This window comes from Streptomyces sp. NPDC001980 (assembly GCF_040296885.1).
Taxonomy (GTDB): Bacteria; Actinomycetota; Actinomycetes; order Streptomycetales; family Streptomycetaceae; genus Streptomyces.
In genome coordinates this window covers 235,821-257,023 of sequence record NZ_JBEOYD010000011.1, presented here as the reverse complement: position 1 = coordinate 257,023, position 21,203 = coordinate 235,821, and the positions used below count along the sequence as shown (strand labels likewise).

The 21,203-nt window shown below is 71.6% G+C and carries 17 protein-coding genes; 8 read left to right on the top strand and 9 right to left on the bottom strand.

Annotation, left to right across the window (positions count from 1 at the left end):
- Positions 1-18: 18 nt before the first annotated feature.
- The 3 genes from ABT137_RS19735 to ABT137_RS19725 are packed head-to-tail and all read right to left on the bottom strand — an operon-like array spanning position 19 to position 3,586.
- The gene (locus ABT137_RS19735) at positions 19-1,215 is read right to left on the bottom strand and encodes a type III PLP-dependent enzyme (RefSeq protein WP_351710471.1); all 1,197 of its coding nucleotides are present in this window, start codon (positions 1,213-1,215) and stop codon (positions 19-21) included.
- Positions 1,212-2,531 (bottom strand): DUF6271 family protein, encoded by a 1,320-nt coding sequence (locus ABT137_RS19730; RefSeq protein ID WP_351710469.1) that lies wholly within the window; start codon positions 2,529-2,531, stop codon positions 1,212-1,214. Before ABT137_RS19730 ends, ABT137_RS19735 begins: the two co-directional genes overlap by 4 nt.
- Positions 2,513-3,586, bottom strand: a complete 1,074-nt coding sequence (locus tag ABT137_RS19725) for a phytanoyl-CoA dioxygenase family protein (protein ID WP_351710467.1) — start codon at positions 3,584-3,586, stop codon at positions 2,513-2,515. The genes ABT137_RS19730 and ABT137_RS19725 overlap by 19 nt, the downstream gene beginning before the upstream one ends.
- A 280-nt stretch (positions 3,587-3,866) precedes the next feature.
- On the opposite strand from ABT137_RS19725, the gene ABT137_RS19720 reads away from it, so the two are divergent.
- The 4 genes from ABT137_RS19720 to ABT137_RS19705 all read left to right on the top strand — a co-directional run bounded on the left by ABT137_RS19720 (position 3,867) and on the right by ABT137_RS19705 (position 7,905).
- On the top strand, positions 3,867-5,378 hold the full coding sequence (locus ABT137_RS19720; RefSeq protein ID WP_351710465.1) for a glycoside hydrolase family 3 protein: 1,512 nt from the start codon (positions 3,867-3,869) through the stop codon (positions 5,376-5,378).
- A gap of 132 nt (positions 5,379-5,510) precedes the next feature.
- On the top strand, positions 5,511-6,995 hold the full coding sequence (locus tag ABT137_RS19715; RefSeq protein WP_502984544.1) for a glycoside hydrolase family 76 protein: 1,485 nt from the start codon (positions 5,511-5,513) through the stop codon (positions 6,993-6,995).
- A gap of 104 nt (positions 6,996-7,099) precedes the next feature.
- On the top strand, positions 7,100-7,453 hold the full coding sequence (locus tag ABT137_RS19710; protein WP_351710463.1) for a PadR family transcriptional regulator: 354 nt from the start codon (positions 7,100-7,102) through the stop codon (positions 7,451-7,453).
- Positions 7,450-7,905 carry an FtsX-like permease family protein gene (locus ABT137_RS19705; protein ID WP_351710461.1) on the top strand — a complete coding sequence of 152 codons (456 nt, stop codon included), beginning with the start codon at positions 7,450-7,452 and terminating at the stop codon, positions 7,903-7,905. The genes ABT137_RS19710 and ABT137_RS19705 overlap by 4 nt, the downstream gene beginning before the upstream one ends.
- A 28-nt stretch (positions 7,906-7,933) precedes the next feature.
- Here the strand turns inward: ABT137_RS19705 and ABT137_RS19700 are convergent, their stop codons facing one another.
- A complete protein-coding gene (locus ABT137_RS19700; protein ID WP_351710459.1) occupies positions 7,934-8,362 on the bottom strand; it encodes a secondary thiamine-phosphate synthase enzyme YjbQ in 429 nt (142 codons plus the stop codon).
- Between the two features lie 85 nt (positions 8,363-8,447).
- Between ABT137_RS19700 and ABT137_RS19695 the strand changes: the two genes are divergently transcribed.
- Positions 8,448-9,524, top strand: a complete 1,077-nt coding sequence (locus ABT137_RS19695; protein WP_351710457.1) for an NAD(P)-binding domain-containing protein — start codon at positions 8,448-8,450, stop codon at positions 9,522-9,524.
- Positions 9,525-9,536: 12 nt separating this feature from the next.
- On the opposite strand, the gene mltG is transcribed toward ABT137_RS19695, so the two are convergent.
- Both mltG and ABT137_RS19685 read right to left on the bottom strand, forming a co-directional pair.
- Complete coding sequence (gene mltG, locus ABT137_RS19690) at positions 9,537-10,445, bottom strand: endolytic transglycosylase MltG (protein ID WP_351710455.1); 909 nt, start codon at positions 10,443-10,445, stop codon at positions 9,537-9,539.
- 269 nt (positions 10,446-10,714) lie between these two features.
- Positions 10,715-12,637: an ABC transporter ATP-binding protein gene (locus tag ABT137_RS19685; protein ID WP_351710454.1), complete on the bottom strand. Its 1,923-nt coding sequence runs from the start codon at positions 12,635-12,637 to the stop codon at positions 10,715-10,717.
- 95 nt (positions 12,638-12,732) lie between these two features.
- Between ABT137_RS19685 and ABT137_RS19680 the strand changes: the two genes are divergently transcribed.
- Positions 12,733-13,185: a MarR family winged helix-turn-helix transcriptional regulator gene (locus tag ABT137_RS19680; RefSeq protein WP_351710452.1), complete on the top strand. Its 453-nt coding sequence runs from the start codon at positions 12,733-12,735 to the stop codon at positions 13,183-13,185.
- 51 nt (positions 13,186-13,236) lie between these two features.
- On the opposite strand, the gene ABT137_RS19675 is transcribed toward ABT137_RS19680, so the two are convergent.
- Both ABT137_RS19675 and ABT137_RS19670 read right to left on the bottom strand, forming a co-directional pair.
- Complete coding sequence (locus ABT137_RS19675) at positions 13,237-14,574, bottom strand: cation:dicarboxylate symporter family transporter (protein WP_351710450.1); 1,338 nt, start codon at positions 14,572-14,574, stop codon at positions 13,237-13,239.
- A 209-nt stretch (positions 14,575-14,783) separates the two neighbouring features.
- Entirely contained in the window at positions 14,784-16,382 is a 1,599-nt protein-coding gene (locus tag ABT137_RS19670) for a peptide-N4-asparagine amidase (RefSeq protein WP_351710448.1), read from the bottom strand.
- Positions 16,383-16,524: 142 nt separating this feature from the next.
- Between ABT137_RS19670 and ABT137_RS19665 the strand changes: the two genes are divergently transcribed.
- Together ABT137_RS19665 and ABT137_RS19660 are read left to right on the top strand one after the other, a co-directional pair.
- On the top strand, positions 16,525-18,066 hold the full coding sequence (locus ABT137_RS19665) for a M1 family metallopeptidase (RefSeq protein ID WP_351710446.1): 1,542 nt from the start codon (positions 16,525-16,527) through the stop codon (positions 18,064-18,066).
- Between the two features lie 215 nt (positions 18,067-18,281).
- Entirely contained in the window at positions 18,282-20,282 is a 2,001-nt protein-coding gene (locus ABT137_RS19660; RefSeq protein WP_502984543.1) for an N-acetylmuramoyl-L-alanine amidase, read from the top strand.
- Between the two features lie 33 nt (positions 20,283-20,315).
- Here ABT137_RS19660 and ABT137_RS19655 read toward each other — a convergent pair whose 3' ends face one another.
- A complete protein-coding gene (locus tag ABT137_RS19655; RefSeq protein WP_351710444.1) occupies positions 20,316-21,119 on the bottom strand; it encodes a L,D-transpeptidase family protein in 804 nt (267 codons plus the stop codon).
- Positions 21,120-21,203: the final 84 nt, after the last annotated feature.

The following is a 21,203-nucleotide window of genomic DNA, read 5'->3' as shown; positions in this document are numbered from 1 at the left end:
TGCGTACGCCGTCGCCGCTCACGGGTGTCCTCCGTCGACGCAGGTGTACGGGAGGGGGGCGAAGCCGTTGAAGCCCTGGGTCGTGTAACTGATCGCGTAGGCACCGCTGGAGAGCACCCAGACGGGGTCGCCGGAGGCCAGGTCCCGGGGGACGCGGACGGGGGCGTGCCCCTGCGGGTAGGCGTCGTCGCTGTCGCAGGTGGGCCCCGCCAGGACGGCCGGGACGTACTCGGACCCGGCGTCGGGGTGGGTGGGGAAGACGAGCGGGTACTGGAGCGCGTCCATCTCGTAGAGGCCGTTGAACTTGCCGCAGCTCAGGTAGAGCCAGTGCTGCCGCTCGCCGTCCGGCCGGCGCCGCTCGGACAGGCGGGCCACGTGGGCGCGGATGGCCCCGTGGTCGGCGACGAGGTGACGCCCCGGCTCCATGACGAACGCGAGGTGCTCGCCGTGGACCTTCCTGAGGTGGCGCATCCCCTCGCGGATGACGGCGAAGATCTTGTCCAGCGGCGGTTCCAGGGGCAGGCCGTGCCGGTCGAGGTAGCCCAGGGCCGGCAGCCCGCCGCCGAGGTTGACGTGGTCCAGGACGATCCCGCGCCGCCCCAGGGCGGCCAGGACGTCCGCCAGGCACTCGACGGCGTTGTGCCAGGCGTCGGCCGTCATCTGCTGGGAGCCGACGTGCACGGACAGACCGGAGGGTGTCAGCCCCAGCCCCCGGGCCGCCTCCAGGATCCGCACCGCGTCCGCGGGCGAGCAGCCGAACTTGTTGCTCAGTCCCCACAGCGCCCCGTCGCCGCTCGTCGCCAGCCGGCAGAACACGCGGGCTCCCGGAGCGTGGGCCGCTATGGCCGTCAGGTCCTCGACGCTGTCGGTCGCGAAGTCCCGGACGCCGAGCCGGTGGGCGTCGGCGATGTCCCGGTCGGACTTGACGGTGTTGCCGTAGTGCGTCCTGCCGACCGGCACGCCCGCGCGCAGCGCCTGCTCCAGTTCCCCGGGGCTCGCCCCGTCCACCCCCGCGCCCTCGCTCGCCAGGCAGCCGAGCACCTCGTCCACCGGGCAGGACTTCAGGGCGAACCGGACGTCGACGCCGGGCAGTTCACGCCGCAGTGTGTGGTAGCCGCGCCGGATCCCGGCCAGGTCGAAGAAGATCCCGTCCTCGGTGGCGCCCGCCAGTGCGGCGAGCAGGGGTGCGGAGGCCCGGGCCGTGGCCGCCGTCACCGCTGCTGCCCGGGCGTCCGGGGTACGGAGGTGCGGCGGGCCGCGCCGACCAGCGGCTCCCACGCCTCCGTGAGCAGGGCGAAGTCCTCGATGTCGCCGCGCGCTTCGTCCAGGAGGCGTTCGCGGCGCCCGCCCAGGAGGTCGGCGAACTCGGCGTACCGGCCGCCGAGGCTCCGGTACGCGGTGTCGAGGACGTCCAGCCGGTGGACGTTCTCGCCCCGGTCGAGTCCCGCGCTCTCCCTGGCCAGCCGGGCCACGACGGACGCGCGTACCTGCCCCTGCGCGTCGAGCAGCGACTCACCGGCCCGGGCCATGTGGTCGTAGACGGAGTTGAAGTAGAGCATCGACAGCAGGAACTTGACGAAGCGCAGCTGGTACGCGACGAACCCGGAGTCGGTCCGGCGTTCGCCGGTGTAGAAGTTGACGATGTTCCGGTTGTGCAGGACGCCCGGCAGCGCGGCGTCGTGGACCAGATGGATCAGGAAGTAGTCGCTGCCGATCGTGTCGGTCGCCGGCGGCAGGGGCACGTGTTCGTGCACGCCGTGGAAGGCGATGTTGCACATGTCCACGCGCATCGGGTCGACCAGGGTCAGGGTGGAGTGGTCCGTGGTGAAGGCGTCCGTGCCCGCGCCCCGGAAGGACTCCTCGACGAGTTCCCTCTTCTGCTCGGACGACCAGTGCGCGGGCGCCCACAGACCGACCATGTCGTGATACACGTCCGGGTCGATCCGGAGTATCTCGCCGATGTCCACGGACAGTTCGCCGACGAAGGAGCTGCCGACCATGGCCACCTGCCGGTCCATGCGGTCGGCGGCGAGTGCGGTCTCGGTGACGTGGCGGGCGGCGTCGGCCGCGCGCCTGCCGAGCGAGAGCAGTTCGTGGTGGACGGGGAAGACCGGCTCGCCGTCCACCACCTGGTACCGGCTGTCGGAGTCCCTGCGGTGCACGGACTCGCAGCCGAGCGCGGCTGCAAGGAGGAAGGCGCGGTTGGTGCAGGCGCCGTAGGAGACGCCGGCGGGAAGCATCAGGTCCAGCAGGAGGTCGGGCTTCGTGGCCGCGGACCGGTCGATCACGATCCGCAGGAAGTCCCGCTGCCGTGCCTCGTCGAGATGGTGGACGACGATCCGCGGATCGTCGGGTATCCGGCGCACGGCCTCGGCGTGTTCGGCATAGGCCGGAGCGGCGCAGGAGTCCAGGATCAGGAGGTGCACCTCGGCGTCGAAGTGCCGGACGGCGTAGGCCGCTTCCTCGGCCAGGGCCGTGATCGTCGCCGCGCAGGGCCTGTTGGTCGGCAGGGTCAGGCAGATTCGGCGCATATCTCTTCTCCGGCCGAGCGCTGCGTACCGTCGAGGTCCGCCCCGCTCCAGGACGTGAGGCCCAGCAGTCTGGCGCCGAGTTCGTCGAGCGTGGCCCTGCCGTACCGCAGGGACTCGTGCCGCGTGGCGTCGCCCAGCAGCGTCGCGTTCCAGTCGGGTGTGGCGAGGGTGCGCCAGGACTCGACCCGGGAACGCCTGATCGTGTCGTGGGACTCCAGCGCCGGCATCATCGACAGGTACTGGACCGCGCGTACCGTCTGCTCGGAGGTGTTCGGTGCCACGCCGTGCGCCAGCAGGCCGTTGAAGATCAGCAGGTCGCCGGCTTCGAGCTCCGGGCGCACCACGGGGAACTCGGCGCGGTCGATCCTGGGCCGGATCGGGTCGCGGTCCTCCGGCTGGAACGCCTTCCACTGGTCGAACCGCTTGAACAGCTCGGGGCAGCACTGGAAGCCGCCCAGTTCCGGCCTGGTGTCGGTCAGGGCGATGATCCCCTGGACCCGCTGCGGCAGGACGCCGAGCGTGGTGTCGACGTCCCAGTGCAGCTCGATGTCGAAGCCCTCGGCCGTGCCCGGGATCAGAGCCCGGTCACGGTTCTTGATGTTGGGCGGGTTGAGGTTGAGCCGGTCGAGCGTCACCCACAGCTCTTCGCAGTCCCAGACGTCGACGAACGCGTCGTAGACCCGGCGGGTCTGGCGGCTGTCCCAGATGAGCTGGTGGTGGTAGGCCTCGACGAAGCCGTAGACGTGCAGGTCCCGGTCGAGGTCGGAGCGGTACTCGCGCTCCTCGTACCAGGTGTCCGGGCGCTCGGGGTCGAGCCCCTGGAACTCCCAGGCGAAGTCGAGCAGTCGGCGGGCGGAGGCGGCGGGGATGGCCTGCTTCACCACCACATAGCCGTACGTCTGCCAGTGGGCGAGGTCCTCCTCGGAGAGGACTCGCAGCGGGCGGGTCTTGGTCAGGTCCCGCAGGGGGGTCTGGGCGAGGTAGGTCTCGCCGTCCGAGCTGAAGTAGGGGATGTCCGAGGGGGCTCGATGGAGATAACGGTCAGTCGTGGGCATGCGGTGCTCCACACCTCGATATCAGGTACCGGCGGCCCGACCGGGTCGCCAACTTCGCGGAGTGAGGGAAGGGGACCGTGCCGGCAGGGTCACTGCACCACGGGCCACACCAGCCCCTCTTCGAACTCGCGTACTTCCAACTTGGACTAGACCAACTCATCCTGTCAAACACCCCAGTTGAGGGCGCGTTTCGCCAACAGGGCACGATCCGGGCCCCCTTGACACGTCCGGTTAGCCTGACGGAGACGCATTGGTCTGTACCAAGAGGAGGGCGCACGCTATGGTCTCCAGCAAGCACAGCCAGGAGTTGCGACGACTGGCGCGCTCCGTCCTGCAGCCGGGGTTCGTGGGCACCGAGGCCCCCGACTGGGTGCTGCGCGAGATCGGGGACGGGCTGGCATCGGTCGTGCTCTTCTCCCGCAACATCGTCACGCCCGAACAGGTGGCGCGCCTGACCGGGCAACTACGCGCGGAGAACCCGGAGTTGATCATCGCGATCGACGAGGAGGCCGGCGACGTCACCCGGATCGAGTCGGCGACCGGCTCCACCCGGCCGGGCAACTTCGCACTCGGAACGGTCGACGACACCGAGCTGACCGAGGCCGTCGCCGCCGACCTGGGCCGCCAGTTGCGCGCGGCCGGGGTGAGCCTCGACTACGCGCCGAGCGCGGACGTGAACTCCAACCCCGACAACCCGATCATCGGGGTCAGGTCCTTCGGCGTGGACGCCAAGGTGGTGGCGCGGCACACCGGCGCCTGGATCCGGGGACTCCAGTCGGCCGGCGTCGCCGCCTGCGCCAAGCACTTCCCCGGCCACGGCGACGTGGCCGTCGACTCCCACCACGGGCTGCCCGTCTACGAGGCCGACCGCGACCGGATCGCCGAGCAGGCCCTGCCGCCGTTCCGGGCCGCCCTCGACGCGGGCGTCCGTGCGGTGATGAGCGGCCATCTGCTGGTCCCCGCCTACGACCCCGACCTGCCCGCCACGCTGAGCCGCCGCATCCTGGAGGAACTGCTGCGTCAGGAGCTGGGGTTCGACGGCATCATCGTCACCGACGCCATCGAGATGGGCGCCGTGACCGGCCGGTACGGGATCGGCGGGGCCACGGTTCGGGCCGTCGCCGCCGGTGCGGACGCCGTCTGTGTCGGCGGCGAGAACGCCGACGAGGCCACCGCCGGCCTGCTCGTGAACGCCCTCGTGGAGGCCGTCCTGGCGGGCGGGCTGCCGGAGGAGCGGCTCGCCGAGGCGAGCCTTCGCGTCCGGGAGTTCGCGGTCTGGTCGGCGGGGCTGAGGCCGGCCGGCGCCGCCGTCTGGGACGCCGACGGCATCGGCTTCACGGCGGCCCGCCGCGCCATCCGGCTGACCGGAGCCGTACGGCACGCCCTGCCCCTGGTCAACGCGCCGCACGTGGTGGAGCTGGTGCCCACCACCAACCTGGCCATCGGGAAGGAGACCCCCTGGGGCGTGGCCGCCCCGCTGGGCGAGCGGCTGCCCGGGACCACCTCCGTCCGGGTGGGCCGCGAGGAGTTGCTGTCCCGCGCCGGCACGCTGGAGACACGGGCCCTCGCCCCCGCCTCGGGTCGGCCCCTGGTCGTGGTGGTGCGCGACGCCGCCCGGCACACGTGGATGGCGCAGGCCCTCGCGGAGCTCGTCGCCGCCCGGCCCGACGCGATCGTCGTGGAGATGGGCCTGCCGGGCACCGTCGTCCCCTCGGCCGCCCAGATCTTCACGCACGGCGCCACGGCCGCCTCCGGGGTGGCCGCCGCCGAGGTGCTGGCGGGTGCCCTTTAGTGCAGACCTGAGTGCACATTGGTACGGACCTGAGTGCAACGTCCGTACCCGTGAGCGACGTTGACGCCTCCCCTCCCCTTCCCTACCGTCCGAGAGCGCTCTCACATCCGTCCCTCGAAGCAGGGAGGTGCCATGTTCCCCGTGCGCAGACCGGTCAGCCGCACCCTTCGCCGGCTGGCGGCGGCACTCGCTCCGGCACTGTTCACCGTCCTCGTCCCCCTCACGCCCCCGGCGTCCGCCGCCGACACCAGCGCGGCGGCCGCCATCTGCAACAAGTACTGCGACACCCGGGACCCCGCGCTCTCCCCGGGTGACCGCACCCCGGTCACGGCGAGCATCTACGCACGGTCGATCGTCCTGCACTTCGACGACGCCGACGCCATGGGCTGGGCCTCCATCGACAACGGCAACCCCGGCGACGAGGTGTGGCTCGACCGCTCCTTCGACGGCGGCCGCACCTGGAGCTCGGGCAGCAAGCTCGGCGACACCAGCGTGCCCACCGGCCAGCGGGGCTGGCGCACGCTCATGTACAACGTCGACGACTGGAACAACCTCGGCGTCGGCGCCCTGCGCGCCTGCGGAAAGGCCGGGGACCGCGCCGAGATCGCGTGCACCCCCTGGGCCCGCACCACCTGGAACGCGGGCGAGCCGCGCACCGCCGCGGCCACCGGCCTGATGACCTTCTACGACTACGGAACCGGCCTGTTCGACACCACCGGCTGGTGGAACTCCGCCAACGCCCTGACCGCGGTCATCGACAACATCCGCGTGACGGGCATGGGCAGTTACCGGTACGCGATCGCCCGCACCTACGACCTGAACATCAACGCGCAGGGCGGGCAGTTCCGCAACGACTACATCGACGACACCGGCTGGTGGGGCCTCGCCTGGGTCGCCGCCTACGACCTGACCGGCGACAGCCGCTACCTGGACACGGCCCGCGCGGACGCCGACCACATGGCCGCCTACTGGGACTCCACCTGCGGCGGCGGGGTGTGGTGGAGCACGGCGAGGACGTACAAGAACGCGATCGCCAACTCCCTCTACATCCAGCTCAACGCGGCTCTCCACAACCGCGTCCAGGGCGACACGACATACCTCGGCCGGGCCCGGGCCGGCTGGACCTGGTTCCAGGGCACCGGCATGGTCAACGGCTCGCACCTGGTCAACGACGGCATCGACCTGTCCACCTGCGGCAACAACGGGCAGGCCGTGTGGTCGTACAACCAGGGTGTCCTCCTCGGCGCGCTCGCCGAGCTGTACCGGGCCACGGGCGACAGCACACTGCTCACCAACGCGCGGCAGATCGCCGACGCCGCCACCACGACCTCTCTGCTCCACACCGCCGACGGCATCCTGCGCGATCCGTGCGAGAGCGGCGACTGCGGAGGCGACGGCCCGTCCTTCAAGGGCGCCGACGTACGCGGTCTCGGCAAGCTCAACTCGGTGCTCCCGGACCACCCTTACACCGCCTACCTCAAGCGCCAGGCCGACCGCGCCCACGCGAGCGACCGCAACGCCCTCGACCAGTACGGGCTGCGCTGGTACGGGCCGCTCGACCAGGTGGACGCCGCCCGCCAGCAGAGCGCCGTCGATCTGCTCGACGCGGCGTCCTGACCGTCCGACAACGTTGCCCGCCGCACCAACTCTCTTGCGATCACAGCCCGGTTGACTCCCGCGACGGCTAACCGCTGTCTATTGGCCAGCCGTTAGGGGGGCGCATGCAAGACGTGGTGCTGGCGATGCTCGCGAAGGAGCCATCGCACGGCTACCACCTGCGTGAGTGGCTGCGGCGTGCGCTCGGTCCGCTGGGTGAGTCGATGAACGCGGGCCAGATCTACGTGACCCTGGCCCGGCTGGAACGGGCGGGACTGGTCGTCCGCGAACAAGCGGACGGGCCACCGGACCGGAAGGTGTACGCGCTGACACCGGCCGGACAGCAGCGGGTCGCCGCCTGGCTGACGGAGGTGAACTGGCCGAAGCAGGAGCTGGCCGAGCCCGCCGGCTCGGCCGCGCGTTCCTGCAGGCATGCAGCATCGCGGCCACCGTCATCACGCTCACGGCACTGCTCGTGATCTTCGTTCAGCGCCGGGCGGGCTACGGGATCGACTCGCCCCACCTGGGCAACCTGAAGGACGCTCAGAGCCGGCACACGATGGCCGCCGTGGCTGCCGCGCTGGTCGTGCTCGCCGCCGTGAACACCCTCACGTCCACCTGGACGACGGCGCTGGAGGCACGGCACACCGTGGCCGTCGCACGCACTCTCGGCGCCACTCCCGGGCAGGTCACGGCCGGGCTGTCCGCCGCACAGCTCCTGCCCACCGTGCCCGGCGCCCTCGCCGGAGTCCCCCTGGGCATCGCCTTCTGCCTGCCCTTCAGCGGCGCGGGGACGATCTACCCGCCGGCTTGGTGGCTGTTCGGTGCCGCGCTCGCGGCGGTGGTGGCCACCGCCGCACTCGCCGCCCTGCCCGCCCGCATCGCGGCCCGCCGGTCCGTCGCCCGGACCCTCAGCGCCGAAGCCGTCTGAATCACCTCCATCGGGCGAGCCGGGTAGGTCAGGAGCCCGCGAGGAACGTGACGCGAACCTTTCGCTGCGGATTGTCCCGGTTCGTGTCGACCAGGCACACCGACTGCCAGGTGCCCAGTGCCAGGCGGCCGTTGATCACCGGGAGGGTGGCGTGCGGGGGGACGATCGCCGGGAGGACGTGGTCGCGGCCGTGGCCGGGACTACCGTGCCGGTGCTGCCAGCGGTCGTCGGCGGGGAGCAGGGTGTGCAGCGCGGCCAGCAGGTCGTCGTCGCTGCCGGCGCCGGTCTCCAGGACGGCGATTCCGGCCGTCGCGTGCGGGACGAAGATGTTCAGCAGTCCGTCGCGGCCTGCGGCGGCCTCGCGGAGGAAGGCCCCGCAGTCGCCGGTCAGGTCGACGACCCGCTCCCGGCTACCGGTGGCGACATCGAGCTCTCGTGTGGTGAAGGCATCCGACATGCCTCCATCCTGGCCCATGCGCCGGACGGGCGGACGGGCAGCCGGCCCGGGAAGATCCACGGCCGTCCCCGCTGTTGGTAGAAGCGTGAACAATACGCATGAGGTCGAGGTAGTCGTCATCGGCGCCGGTCAGGCGGGTCTGTCCGGCGCCTATCACCTGCGGCGTACCGGCTTCGAGCCGGACCGCGACTTCGTGGTGCTCGACCACTCCCCCGCACCCGGCGGCGCCTGGCAGTTCCGGTGGGCGTCCCTGACGTACGGCAAGGTGCACGGGATGCATGCGCTTCCGGGCATGGAGCTGACCGGGGCCGACCCGGCGCGGCCGTCCGCGGAGGTCATCGGGGAGTACTTCGCGGACTACGAGCGCACCTTCGGCCTGCGGGTGCACCGGCCGGTCGACGTCCGCGCGGTGCGCGAGGGCGAGGGCGGGCGGCTGCTCGTGGAGACCGACCACGGTGACTGGTCGACGCGGGCGCTGATCAACGCCACCGGCACCTGGGACCGGCCGTTCTGGCCGCGCTACCCGGGCCAGGAGACCTTCCGCGGGCGCCAGTTGCACACCGCGCAGTACGCGGGTCCCGAGGAGTTCGCCGGCAAGCGCGTCGTGGTCGTCGGCGGTGGCGCCTCCGCCACCCAGCACCTGCTGGAGCTCGCCCCGTACGCGGCCGCCACCACCTGGGTCACCCGGCGGCCGCCGGTCTTCCGCGAGGGCCCCTTCGACGAGGGCGTGGGCCGGGCCGCGGTGGCGCTGGTGGAGGAGCGGGTACGGCAGGGGCTGCCGCCGCGGAGCGTGGTCTCGGTCACCGGGCTCCCGCTCAACGACGCGATCCGGCAGGGCCTGGAGGACGGGGTCCTGGACCGGCAGCCGATGTTCGACCGCGTGACGTCCGACGGTGTGGCGTGGAACGACGGGCGGCACGTCGACGCCGATGTCATCCTCTGGGCCACCGGCTTCCGGGCGGCCCTGGACCATCTGGCGCCGCTGCGGCTGCGCGAGCCGGGCGGCGGGATCAGGGTCGAGGGGACCCGCGCGGTCGCCGATCCGCGCGTCCACCTCGTCGGCTACGGCCCGTCCGCCAGCACCATCGGCGCCAACCGCGCGGGGCGCGACGCCGTGCGGGACATCAGGCGGCTGCTGGCCGGGGAACCGGTCGCCGCGTGACGCACCGGCCGCTCACCGCGGCGGCTGCGTGACCTGCGGCGAGCGCTGGCCCTTGGCTTTCTGTACGGCGTTGAAGTCGGCGACGTTGCGCTGGTGTTCGGCGAAATCGGCGGTGAACCGCGTGTCCCCCGGCTTGACCGTGACGAAGTACAGCCAGTTGCCCGGCGGCGGGTTGAGCGCGGCACGCATCGCGTCCGTGCCCGGGTTGTCGATCGGGGTGGGCGGCAGGCCCATGCGCTGGTAGGAGTTGTACGGGTTCTCGACGCGGGTGTCGTTCACCGTGGTGTTGAGGGTGCTGCGGTTGAGGGCGTAGTTGAGGGTGGAGTCCATCTGGAGCGGCATGCCGCGCTGCAGCCGGTTGAGGACGACGCGCGCCACCTTTCCCATGTCGGCCTTGGCGGCGGCCTCGGCCTGGGCGATGCTGGCGATGGTCACCGCCTGGTAGACGTTCATCGCGTCGCGCTGCGCACCGGCCGCGACGGGCGCCCAGCCGAACCGCTGGTTGGCGGTGTCGACCATGAACCGCAGCACCGACTGCGGGGTCGCGTCCTTGTCCAGGGGATAGGTGGCCGGGAAGAGGTAGCCCTCCGGGTTGCCCCCGGCCTCGCCGGGGAGCTTCAGGTCCGCGCTGCCGACGGAGCTCTTGGTGCTTCCGGCCGGGAGGGCGAGGGCCTTGTCGACGGCGTCGTAGACCTGGGACGCGCGCCAGCCCTCCGGGATGACCAGAGTGGCGGTACCGGCCCTGCCGCCGGCCAGGGACAGCAGGGGCACCACCACGGCGGCACCGGCCACGACGGCGCCGGTCACGACGAGGACGAGCCTGCCCCGGCGGGTCAGCCGGATCGACTTGCCGCGTGTCGAGGCGCCTCGGCCGGCGGGCGTCCGTCGACTCGGGTTCCGTGGCGGAGTGTTCATCTGCATGCGGGCACGTTAGCTCGCATATCTCCATAAACCCGACATATCTTCTGCTTGTCGGTTGCGCTGTGTCGGCTTCGGCATGCCCGACCGACGTGAGTCGGCCGGGGCGGGCGGGCGTCGTGGATCGGCCGACTCGGCCTGCGGGCTCCGGTCGGCCGGCTCCGGTCGGTCAGCTCCGGTCGGCCGGCTCCGGTCGGCCGGCTCCGGTCGGCCGGCTCCGGTCGGTCAGCTCCGGCCGGTCAGCTCCGGTCGGCCGGCTCCCGCCGTCGGCTTCAGCCCGCCGGCGGTGTCGCGTGGCTGCGTCCCCGGTCGCCCCGCCTGCGCACCGGCCGGAGGACCGCCTCCCGCTGGGCCGCCTCGCCGGTTCCGGCCTGTTCCGGTGCCGGCTCCCCTGCCGTCTCCAGCCGGGCGTCCCGGCGCACCAGTGCCGCGTACCGGCCGTCGAGTTCGAGCAGTTCCTCGTGGGTGCCGCGTTCGGCCACCCGTCCGGAGTCGAGGACGACGATCTGGTCGGCACCTTGGATCGTGGAGAGCCGGTGGGCGATGGTGATGGTCGTCCGGTTGGCCGACAGGGCGTCGATGGCGTCCTGGACCGCGTGTTCGGTGCGGGTGTCCAGGGCGCTGGTCGCCTCGTCGAGGATGAGGACCGGCGGGTCGCGCAGGATGGTGCGGGCGATGGCCAGCCGCTGCTTCTCGCCGCCCGAGAAACGGTGTCCGCGTTCGCCGACGACGGTGTCGTAGCCGTCGGGCAGCGCGGCGATGTGGTCGTGTATCTGGGCCGCGCGGGCGGCCGCGTGCAGCTCCTCGTCGGTGGCGTCCGGCTTGGCGAAGCGCAGGTTGTCGGCGACCGAGGCGTGGAAGAGGTACGTCTCCTGAGAGACGACGCCGACCGCGCGGGCGAGGGTGTCGAAGTCGAGGTCCCGGACGTCGACGCCGTCCAGGGTGACCCGGCCGCCGGTGACGTCGTAGAGCCGGGGCACCAGGTAGCCGAGCGTGGACTTGCCCGCGCCGGTGGGGCCGACGACGGCCAGGCCGGTGCCGGCCGGGACGGTGATGTCGATGCCGTCGAGGACGGGACCCACCTTGCCGTTGTCCCTGTCGTACCGGAACTCGACCTTCTCGAAGCGGACCTCGCCCTTCACGCGGTCGAGGTGGACCGGCTCGTCGCGCTCGGTGATGTCGATGGGCAGGTCGAGGTACTCGAAGATGCGCTGGAAGAGGGCGAGGGAGGTCTGGATCTGGACGCCGGTCGCCAGCAGGCTCACGGCGGGGCGGAACAGGCCCTGCTGGAGGGAGACGAAGGCGACGATGGTGCCCAGCGAGATCTGCGGGCCGCCCGTCTGGAGGGCCATGCCGGCGGTCCAGTAGATGACGGCGGGCATCGCGGCCATCACGATGGTGATCACGGCCATGCGCCAGCGGCCCGCCATGTTCGACCGGACTTCCAGGTCGACCAGTTGCTCGGACTCGTCGGCGAAGGAGGCGGTGAGCGAGTCGGCGCGGCCCATGGTGCGGCCGAGCAGGATGCCGCTGACGGAGAGCGACTCGGTGACCGTCGCGGCCATCGCGGCCATCTGCTTCTGGCGCTGCGTGGTGATCTTCTTGCGCTCGTTGCCGACCCGGCGGCTGATCCACACGAAGAGCGGGAGCAGGACCATCGAGACGATGGTGAGCCGCCAGTCGAGGGCGATCATCGCGACGATGGTGGCGACGACACTGGTCAGGTTGGAGACCAGGGAGGTGGCCGTCGAGGTCACGGTGGCCTGCATGCCGCCGATGTCGTTGGCGATGCGGGACTGCACCTCACCGGTGCGGGTGCGGGTGAAGAAGGCGAGCGACATGCGCTGCAGCCGGCCGTAGACGGCGGTCCGCAGGTCGTGCATGACGCGCTGGCCGACGGTGGTGGATATCAGCGTCTGCAGGACGCCGAAGACGCTGGTGAGGACGGCACTGAGGATCATGCCCAGCGCGAGCAGGCTGAGCAGTCCGGTGCGGCCCTGCGGGATCGCGGTGTCGAGGGTCGCCTTGAGCAGGAACGGGGTGGCGACCGAGACCAGCGAGGCGGCGCCGACCAGCAGGCCGACGATCGCGAGCCGGCCGCGGTAGGGGCGGAAGAGCTTGAGGATGCGGCGCACCTGGCGGGGTTGACCGGCCGAGGTGCCGTCAGGGGTCCAGTTGATCTCGTCTCGGGGCATGGCTCCTACGGATGGGTGTGGTGTGTACGGACTCACGGAGCATAGCTCACTGTTACCTACGCTCACAATGAACAAAGTCCTGTTATTATTCCCGCATGAGCACCCCCGACCCCGACGGCCCGCTCGCCGAGCAGTTGCTGCGCCTCACCCGCCGGGTGTGGCGTATCCAGAAGCGCCATCTGGCGGCGCGCGATCTGGGCGTCACCCCCGCCCAGTCTCGGCTGCTGCGCACCCTGGCGCACTACGAGGCACCCCCGCGCATGGCCGACCTCGCCGAGCGCCTGGAGGTGGTGCCGCGCGCCGTGACGACGCTGGTCGACGGCCTGGAGGCGAGCGGAAAGGTGTGCCGGGTACCGGATCCGACGAACCGCCGGGTGACCCGGATCGAGATCACGGACGAGGGGCACGAGACCCTGCGCGAGTTGCGGGCGGCGCGGCGGTCGGCGGCCGCGGAGATCCTGGCTCCGCTCTCGCCGGAGCAGCGGGAGATGCTGGGCGGACTCCTGGACACGCTGGTCGACGGGCCGGCGGCGGCGAAGCACTGCTGAGGCACGGCGCAGCGGCTCCCCGTCGGCAAGGGGAGCCGCTGCGGCGTACGGTCAGCCTCCGGACACCAGTTCCTCGGCCGGCTCCTCCGTCACGACCTCGGCCTCACCGCCCAGCACCTGCTTCGCCCGCTCGACGTCCAGCGCGCCCTCCCAGCGGGAGACCGCGAAGACGGCGACGCAATTGCCGAGCAGGTTGGTGACGACGCGCATCGAGTCCATGATGCGGTCCACGCCCAGCAGCAGGGCGACGGCACCGGCCGGGATGGCCCCGAGCGAGGAGGCGGTCGCGGACAGGGCGAGGAAGGCCGAGCCGGGGATGCCGGCCATGCCCTTGCTGGTGAGCATCAGCACCAGGACCACGGTGATCTGCTGACCGAGGCTCAGGTCGACGCCCACGGCCTGGGCGATGAACAGGGTGCCGATGGAGAGGTAGAGCGAGGCGCCGTCGAGGTTGAAGGAGTAGCCGGTGGGCAGCACCAGGCCTACCGCGTCGTCCCGGGCGCCGGCCCTGCGCAGCTTCTGCATCACGCGCGGCAGCACGGACTCCGTGGAGGCGGTACCCAGCGCGAGCAGCAGCTCCTCACGGATGTAGCGGACGAACCTCCAGAGGCTGAGCCCGGTGAGGGCCTTCAGGGCGACGGCGAGCAGGGCGACGAAGAGCGCGGCGGCCGCGTAGCAGAGGACGATCAGCTTGGCGTAGGTCTCGATGACACCGAGGCCGTACTGGCCGATCAGGACGGCCATCGCGCCGAAGACTGCGATCGGGGCGAGGCGCATCACGAAGCCGACGATCGCGAAGATGATCTCCTGGGCCTGTTCGACGGCGGGGAGCACCTGCGGCACCCTGGTGTGCCCGAGGTGGAGCAGCGCCGCACCCACCAGGCAGGCCAGCACGAGCACCTGGAGCAGGGAGTTCTCGGCGAAGGCGCCTATGAAACTGGTGGGCAGCGCGTCGAGGACGAACTCGGTCGTGGTGGGCAGCGAGCCGCCGCCCGTCTTCGCGTCGACCGCCTTGGTGCTCAGCGTGGCCGGATCGACGTGCATCCCGGCACCGGGCTGGACGACGTTGGCGGCGACGAGTCCGATGACCAGCGCCAGCGTGCTCGCCACCTCGAACCAGATCAGCGCCTTGAGCCCGATCCGCCCGAAGGCCTTCAGGTCACCGGCCTTGGCGATGCCGACGACGACCACGCAGAACACCAGCGGCGAGATGATCGTCTTGATGAGCCGGGTGAAGCCGTCGCCGAGCGGCTGGAGGTCCGAGGCGAACCCGGGCCACAGCCGCCCGACGACGATGCCGAGCACGAGCGCGCAGGCGACCTGCGCGAAGAGAGAGGTACGCAGTATGCGTGCGACGCGTCGCGGCAGGGACGGTACGGACGGCGGCACGGGCACTCCTAGTGGGGGGATCGACTCGCGGAAGCCGAGCGGGACTTCTGCGATACGGAAAGCGTTTTCCGTGCCGATCACTCTGGAGGCGTTCTTGATCCCGTTGGAGACCGCCGTGTCACAGCCGTGTAAATCACGTGCCGGGTGACGCGTCGCACACAACTCGGCTCAGCGGCCGCCGCTCGGCGGCGACCGCCTGCAGCGACCGCTCAGCAGCGGCTGCGGTCCACCGTCAACACCCCCTGTTCGGTGGCCAGCGAGCGGTCGTAGCAGCCGTCCGATCCGTACAGCCGGTAGCGCTCGCTCGACGTGCCGACCGCGTGCCGCTGGTCGCGCGGCACGTTCAGGGTGTACGTCGCGTCCCCGCTGTAGGTGTCGTCGAGCCGCGACCAGCCGCCTCCGGACCGCCTGACCGCCGCCCGGTCGCCGAGGGTGAGTTCGGTGCGCAGCCGGTCGTCGGTGCCGATGGCGGTGGCGCCGTCCATGGTGTACGTCCGGTCGGTGCGGGTCGTTCGGGCCGCACCGCCCGCCTTCACCGTGACGCCCTGGTCGTCCGTCCAGGTGGCGTCGAGCGCGTCCGTCGTCTCGCCGTCGTTCCAGCGGTGCACGGAGGTGTTGGCCAGCGTGCGGCTGACGGTGGTGGTCACCCGGCCGTGCGAGGTGTCGACGTATCCGGAGACGGTGAGCCGGTGCCCGGCGTCGGTGTCGACCCGGTACTCGCCCGACCCCGGGGTGTACACGGAGGAGTTGACGGGCTCGGAGGCGGTGGCCCCGGTGAGACTGCCGGTGACCTGGGCCCGGTGCGCGTCCTGCCAGACCAGCACGTTCACGGGGGCGCTCCAGCCGGCCTGACCCTCGGGCACGCCGGCGACGGAGATCTCGACCTGGTGTGGGCGGCCGTCGTCGAGGATCCCCGCGAACGGCGTCAGGTCGTATTCGATCGGCTTGACGTCGAAGGCGCGCGGGCCCGGAACGACGTACCAGAGGAACGGGTTGGACCAGCCGCCCGTCCACACGTTCGGGAACGGCGCGGCGATTCCGGCCAGTCGGCCGTCGACCTTGATCTGCACCTCCCGGTAGGGGCCCTTGTCCGCCTTGCAGGAGTACGGCGCCGGGTCGGCGACGGTCAGGTACCAGAACTCCTCGCAGCCGCCGCCGGATCCGGTGGCGTACACCTCGGCGACGATGCGTTCGCTGTTGCGCGGGGTGGTGAGGGTGGTGCCGTCGTCGGCGAGGGTGAGCACCTTGTCCGGGACCGAGGCCTCAGGGCGTCCCGCGTAGAAGGTGAGCGTGGCCTTGACGTCGATGACGCCGGTGTAGGTGTCGTCGACAACGTTGCCGATGAGCATCTCGACGTCCTGCGTGGAGCGGAAGGTGTCGCTGTAGCGGGTGACGTCCTTCTCCACGTGCCACTCGATGCCGTCCGGCGAGGGCTCGGGGGTGGAGGTGCGCAGCACCTCGACGCCGCCGACGTGCAGGTAGCCCAGGCGGTCGTACTGACGGCCCTTCACCTTGCCGTCCAGCCGCAGGACGACCTTGCTCCAGCGGTCGCCGCAGCCCTGCGGGGGCGTGTACGTTCCCCGGTACGGGGTGAAGTCACGGAACTGGGCCTCGGCCAGGGTGACTTGGCAGGACTTGGCACCCTTGGGCACGGACACCGGCGGGGCCGCGGTCACCGGGTCGTGCCAGTCGGTGCCGAACTCGGCCGGGACGTCGGCGGCACGGGCGGCGGGCGCCCCCGTACCGAGGAGCGCGCTCGCCAGGAGGGCCGCTCCGGCGAGCATGGACATGACGATCCGTCTTCTCATGGCCGGTGTTCTACGGGGAGTTGACCGTCGGCCGCAACGCCCCGACCGGTCGACAGCGGCCCGTTCGGCCACCCGGCCCGGGCGGATATACACCATTGCCGCAAATGGTGCTATAAGCGGATGACACTGTCACAGTGCTGCCATGGAGATCACCACTGCCCGCGACCACTGCGCCGTACGCCGGCGCCACGCCCTGCGCGCCGCCCTCGCGCTCACGGGAGCCGTCGCGCTCACCGGCACCGGCTGTGCGGGCGGAGTCCCGCACCGGGGCCACGGCTCCGCCGCCCCCGGCGCCTCGGCGGCCCCGGCCGGCGCCGCCCCGTCCCCCGGCGCGCCCGGCATCGGCGACCCGCTCATGCCGCTGGACGGCAACGGCGGCTACACGGTCCGCCGTTACACACTCGACCTCGACTGGCGGGCCCCCGAGACGCCCTTTCCGGCCGGTACCACCATCAGCGCCACCGCCACCCAGGCCCTGTCCCGCTTCGACCTGGACTTCGCCGGCAACACCCTGCACCGGGTCACCGTCGACGGCGCGCCGGCCGGCGCCGTACGCGACGGCGACGAACTCGTCGTCACGCCCGCGCGGCCGATCCCGCGCGGCAGCACGTTCACCGTCCGCGTCGCCTACACGGCCGACCCGACCCAGCGACGGCACCGGAGCGACGCGATCCGCGAGTACGGCTGGGTGCCCACCCCCGACGGCACCCTGATCTGCGCACAGCCCGACGGCGCCAAGATGATCTTCCCGGCCGACGACCACCCCAGTCTCCGGGCGCCCGTCACCTTCCACATCACCACCCCACCCGATCTGAGCGCGGTGGCCAACGGCCGGCTCGTCGAACGCGTCCGTCAGCCCGACGGGCGGGTGCAGTGGACGTACGACTCCGAGGATCCCATCGCGGCACAGCTGGTCCAGCTGGCGATCGGGAAGTTCACGTTCGTCGCCGGCAGGGGGCCGGGCGGGCTGGCCGTGCGGGACGTGGTGCCGGACGACCTGGTCACAGACACCGAGGCCGAACGCTCGCTCACCCCGCAGCACCTGGCCTGGCTGGAACAGCGCCTCGGCCCGTATCCGTTCCGCCGCTACGGCGTCCTCGTCGGCGACACCGACCTGCCGGTGGCGCTGGAGACGCAGTCGCTGTCCGTCGTACCGAAGGACGACCTGCTGGGCGACCGGGTCGACGCCGAACGCAATCTCGTCCACGAGCTGACACACCATTGGACGGGCGACAGCGTCGCCGTCAGACGCTGGTCCGACCTGTGGCTGAGCGAGGGTCATGCCCGTTTCTACGAACGGCTGTACTCCGCCGAGCACGGCGGCGTCAGCATGGCGGACGCCATGCGGGCGGCGTACGAGCAGCACGACCAGTGGCGCCACGACGACGGCGCCCCGGCGGAGCCCACGGAACCGACGCTGTTCAAGGTGATGCGCTACGACGGCTCGGCACTGGTCCTGTATGCCCTGCGGGAGAAGGTCGGTGACGCCACGTTCGACCGGATCGAACGCACCTGGGTCACCCGGTACCGGGGGCGCGCGGCCGGTACGAAGGACTTCGTCGCGCTCGCCTCCCGGGTCGCGGGTGAGGATCTGACGCCGTTTCTGACGCCGTGGCTGTACGGGCCCGACACGCCGCCGATGCCGGGCCATCCCGACTGGCAGGTGGACCCGGTCGAGGACTGAGCCCGCACGGCCCGGCGGCCGTCGCCGGCCGCCGGGCCGTTGCCCGCCGACCGGGTGGCCTCTGCCGGAGCGCTGGGCCACCCGGTCGACGCTCGGCGCGCCGTGTCGCGCCGGGCACGGAAACGTACGAGGGGTGACGTGAAGGGCAACCCCCTTGCCCTGGTTGCGACGAGCGTGCTTGGAGACCCTCAGCAAGCGGTTGGAGACCCTCTGGTATGAGAAGAACTGTCGCTCCACGTGTGCCCAGTGCCCTCCGGACGTGCGGCCTGGCGGCCTGCCTGATCGCGACGGCCGCGCTGCTGCCACCGCTGCTGATCCTCCCGGCGTCCGGCACCGACGAAGCAGAGGACCAGCGTCTGCAGAACACCTTCACGGACGCGGCGCGCGAGTTCCACGTGCCGCGCAGCGTGCTCATGAGCGTGTCCTACATGCAGTCCCGCTGGGACATGCACCCGGGAGCCCCGAGCATCGCGGGCGGCTACGGCCCGATGCACCTGGTGGACACCGCCCGGGCCCGCGCCTCGGTCCAGTCGCCCGCACCGGGCCCGGCGGCGCCGGACGGCGGCAAGGCCGATCCGCTCGCGGGCACGGCGTTCACCGCGGGCGGTCACGCCGTGCAGCCCGCGGACCTGCAACGCGCCGCACGGCTGATCAAGGTCCCCGCCGGAAAGCTGCGGACGGACGCCGCTGCCAACGTACGCGGCGGCGCGGCGCTGCTGGCCGCCACGCAACGGCATCTCGGCAAGCCGCTCAGCGCCGACCCGGACGACTGGTGGCAGGCGGTGGAACGTTTCCCCGGCACCCGTGACGTCACGTCGGCGACGACGTACGCCAACGACGTGTTCGACCTGATCCGCCGCGGCGCGCACCGGACCACCATCGAAGGACAGGAGGTCGCCCTGCCCGCCACTCCCGGTGTCAGCCCGCACCACGGCCCGCCGGCCCCGAAACGGCCGAAGGACGTCGAGTGCCCGACCGACCTGGCCTGCGACTGGCTCGCCGCACCCTACGAGCAGATCGACGACGACGGCGACTACGGCAACCACGACCTCGCCGACCGGCCCCGGGACCAGCAGATCGAGTACATCGTCATCCACGACACCGAGTCGACGCTGCCCAACATGTTCAAGACCGTGCAGGACCCGACCGAGGCGTCCTGGCACTACTCGATCCGCTCCAGCGACGGCCACATCACCCAGCACGTCAGGACCAAGGACGAGGCCTGGCACTCCGGCAGCAAGTTCGTGAACGCCCGCTCGATCGGCGTCGAGCACGAGGGTTTCCTCGCCCACCCCGGGACCTGGTACACGGAGCAGATGTACCGCTCCTCGGCCCGCCTGGTGCGCTACCTGGCGAAGAAGTACGACGTCCCGATGGACCGGCAGCACATCTTCGGCCATGACAACGTGCCGTCCCCGACCGGCGACAGCATCCCCGAGATGCACGAGGACCCGGGGCCCTTCTGGGACTGGCGGCACTACTTCGACCTCCTCGGCGCACCGCTGAAGGCCACGGCCGGACCGGACAGCCCCATGGTGATGATCCTGCCGGACTACGCCACCCACAAACCGCGGTACACGGGGTGCGAGGGCGACGGCAAACGGTGCCTGCCGCACGGCTCCAGCGCCGTACGCCTGTACACCCGGCCGGACGAGAACGCTCCGCTGATCCAGGACCCGGGCCGCAGGCCGGACGGCGACCCGTCCACGGAGGACGTGAGCGATCTGGGTTCGCGGGTCTCCACCGGCCAGACCTTCGCCGTGGCCGAACGCAGCGGCGAGTGGACGGCGATCTGGTACCAGGGCAACAAGGCGTGGTTCAAGAACCCCGCGGTGCATCCGACGGCCGTCGGTGCGAGCGGCCGCATGGTGACGCCGAAGGAGGGCCTGGACGAGATCCCGGTGTTCGGGCGGGCCCTGCCGGAGGAGGAGGCCTACCCGGACGGAATGGAGGAGGAGGACGAGTCACCGCTGCCGTACAGCCTGCGGGCGGGCCAGCGGTATGTGACGCAGTCCGGCCTCGGCGGCTCCTACGTCGACCGGTCCACCTTCTCCGCCACACCTCAGCCCGTGGTGGTGGGTCAGGAGCGGTACTACGAGATCCAGTTCGGCCACCGGCTCGCCTACGTCCGGGCGGACGACGTGAATGTGCTGGACACGCGCGCCGACGGCACGGTGGGCTCGTCCGGGAGCGAGGCCGCCCCGGACGGACAGTGACCGGCGCACCGCGGCCCGGGGCTTGAGGCCGCGTCAGAGCAGCAGGCTCGGCCTGTCCCCCATCACCACGACGGGATCGCGGGTCGGGTCGAGGGTGCGCAGCAGGTACTCCATGGCCTCCTTGGGCAGGCCGATGCAGGCCGAGGTGCCGCTGCCGTGGTCGAGGTGCAACCAGATGCCACCGCCCAGGCTGCTGCCCCAGGGGTGGGTGGTGTCGTGCGGCGGTCTGCCCCGCAGGCGGTTGTAGTCGATGGCGATGACGTAGTCGAAGTCGTGCCGGTACGCCGGGCTCCAGTAGTGCGGGGGTGTGTAGAGGTCCCGGCCCTGGGCGTAGGAGAGCCGGGTGCCCGGGTCGGGAAGGACTCCGCCGGCGTCGGTGACGGTGAACACGCCGACCGGGCTGCGTCCGTCACCCGCGTGGTGGTCGATGGTCCAGCCGGACCGCCCGTTGTGGGCGGGCCAACTGCCCACCGGCCGCCAGCCTCGGTCCTCCCGGGTGTACAGCACGACGGTGGAGTCGGCCGAGTCCGCGCCCTCGCCGTACACGGCGACCACCTGGCGGGAGTCCGCGGGGATCTCCGCCCGGAACAGCTCGCCGACGCCCGGCAGCCGGCCCGGATCCCCGACGGGCCCGGCCCGGTCCGGCTGCTGCCAGTCCGGGCCCGCTGCGGCGGCTCTCGCGGCTGACGGGCTTCTCGGGGCTGTGGGGTGCGGCCCCGGCAGGCCGTTCTTCCCGCCACCGCCCGGTGACGCCTGGCAGGCGCTCAGGGTCACCAGGACGGCCCCGACGACCGTCGCCGCCGTGACGGCCGTCCGCCGGATGCTCTTGGTCTGCACCCGGTCATCCTGACATCACATTCCTGTCGATTAATTAAATATCCGGGCATTCAGTGCGTGTTGAGCTGCGCGCCCTGGCCTGAA

Bases quoted from the DNA above. Each gene is read 5' to 3' on its own strand.
- ABT137_RS19730 (WP_351710469.1), bottom strand. From the start codon at position 2,531: ATGCGCCGAATCTGCCTGACCCTGCCGACCAACAGGCCCTGCGCGGCG.
- ABT137_RS19725 (WP_351710467.1), bottom strand. From the start codon at position 3,586: ATGCCCACGACTGACCGTTATCTCCATCGAGCCCCCTCGGACATCCCC.
- ABT137_RS19720 (WP_351710465.1), top strand. From the start codon at position 3,867: ATGGTCTCCAGCAAGCACAGCCAGGAGTTGCGACGACTGGCGCGCTCC.
- ABT137_RS19715 (WP_502984544.1), top strand. From the start codon at position 5,511: ATGTTCCCCGTGCGCAGACCGGTCAGCCGCACCCTTCGCCGGCTGGCG.
- ABT137_RS19710 (WP_351710463.1), top strand. From the start codon at position 7,100: ATGCAAGACGTGGTGCTGGCGATGCTCGCGAAGGAGCCATCGCACGGC.
- ABT137_RS19700 (WP_351710459.1), bottom strand. From the start codon at position 8,362: ATGTCGGATGCCTTCACCACACGAGAGCTCGATGTCGCCACCGGTAGC.
- mltG (WP_351710455.1), bottom strand. From the start codon at position 10,445: ATGCAGATGAACACTCCGCCACGGAACCCGAGTCGACGGACGCCCGCC.
- ABT137_RS19685 (WP_351710454.1), bottom strand. From the start codon at position 12,637: ATGCCCCGAGACGAGATCAACTGGACCCCTGACGGCACCTCGGCCGGT.
- ABT137_RS19680 (WP_351710452.1), top strand. From the start codon at position 12,733: ATGAGCACCCCCGACCCCGACGGCCCGCTCGCCGAGCAGTTGCTGCGC.
- ABT137_RS19670 (WP_351710448.1), bottom strand. From the start codon at position 16,382: ATGAGAAGACGGATCGTCATGTCCATGCTCGCCGGAGCGGCCCTCCTG.
- ABT137_RS19665 (WP_351710446.1), top strand. From the start codon at position 16,525: ATGGAGATCACCACTGCCCGCGACCACTGCGCCGTACGCCGGCGCCAC.
- ABT137_RS19660 (WP_502984543.1), top strand. From the start codon at position 18,282: ATGAGAAGAACTGTCGCTCCACGTGTGCCCAGTGCCCTCCGGACGTGC.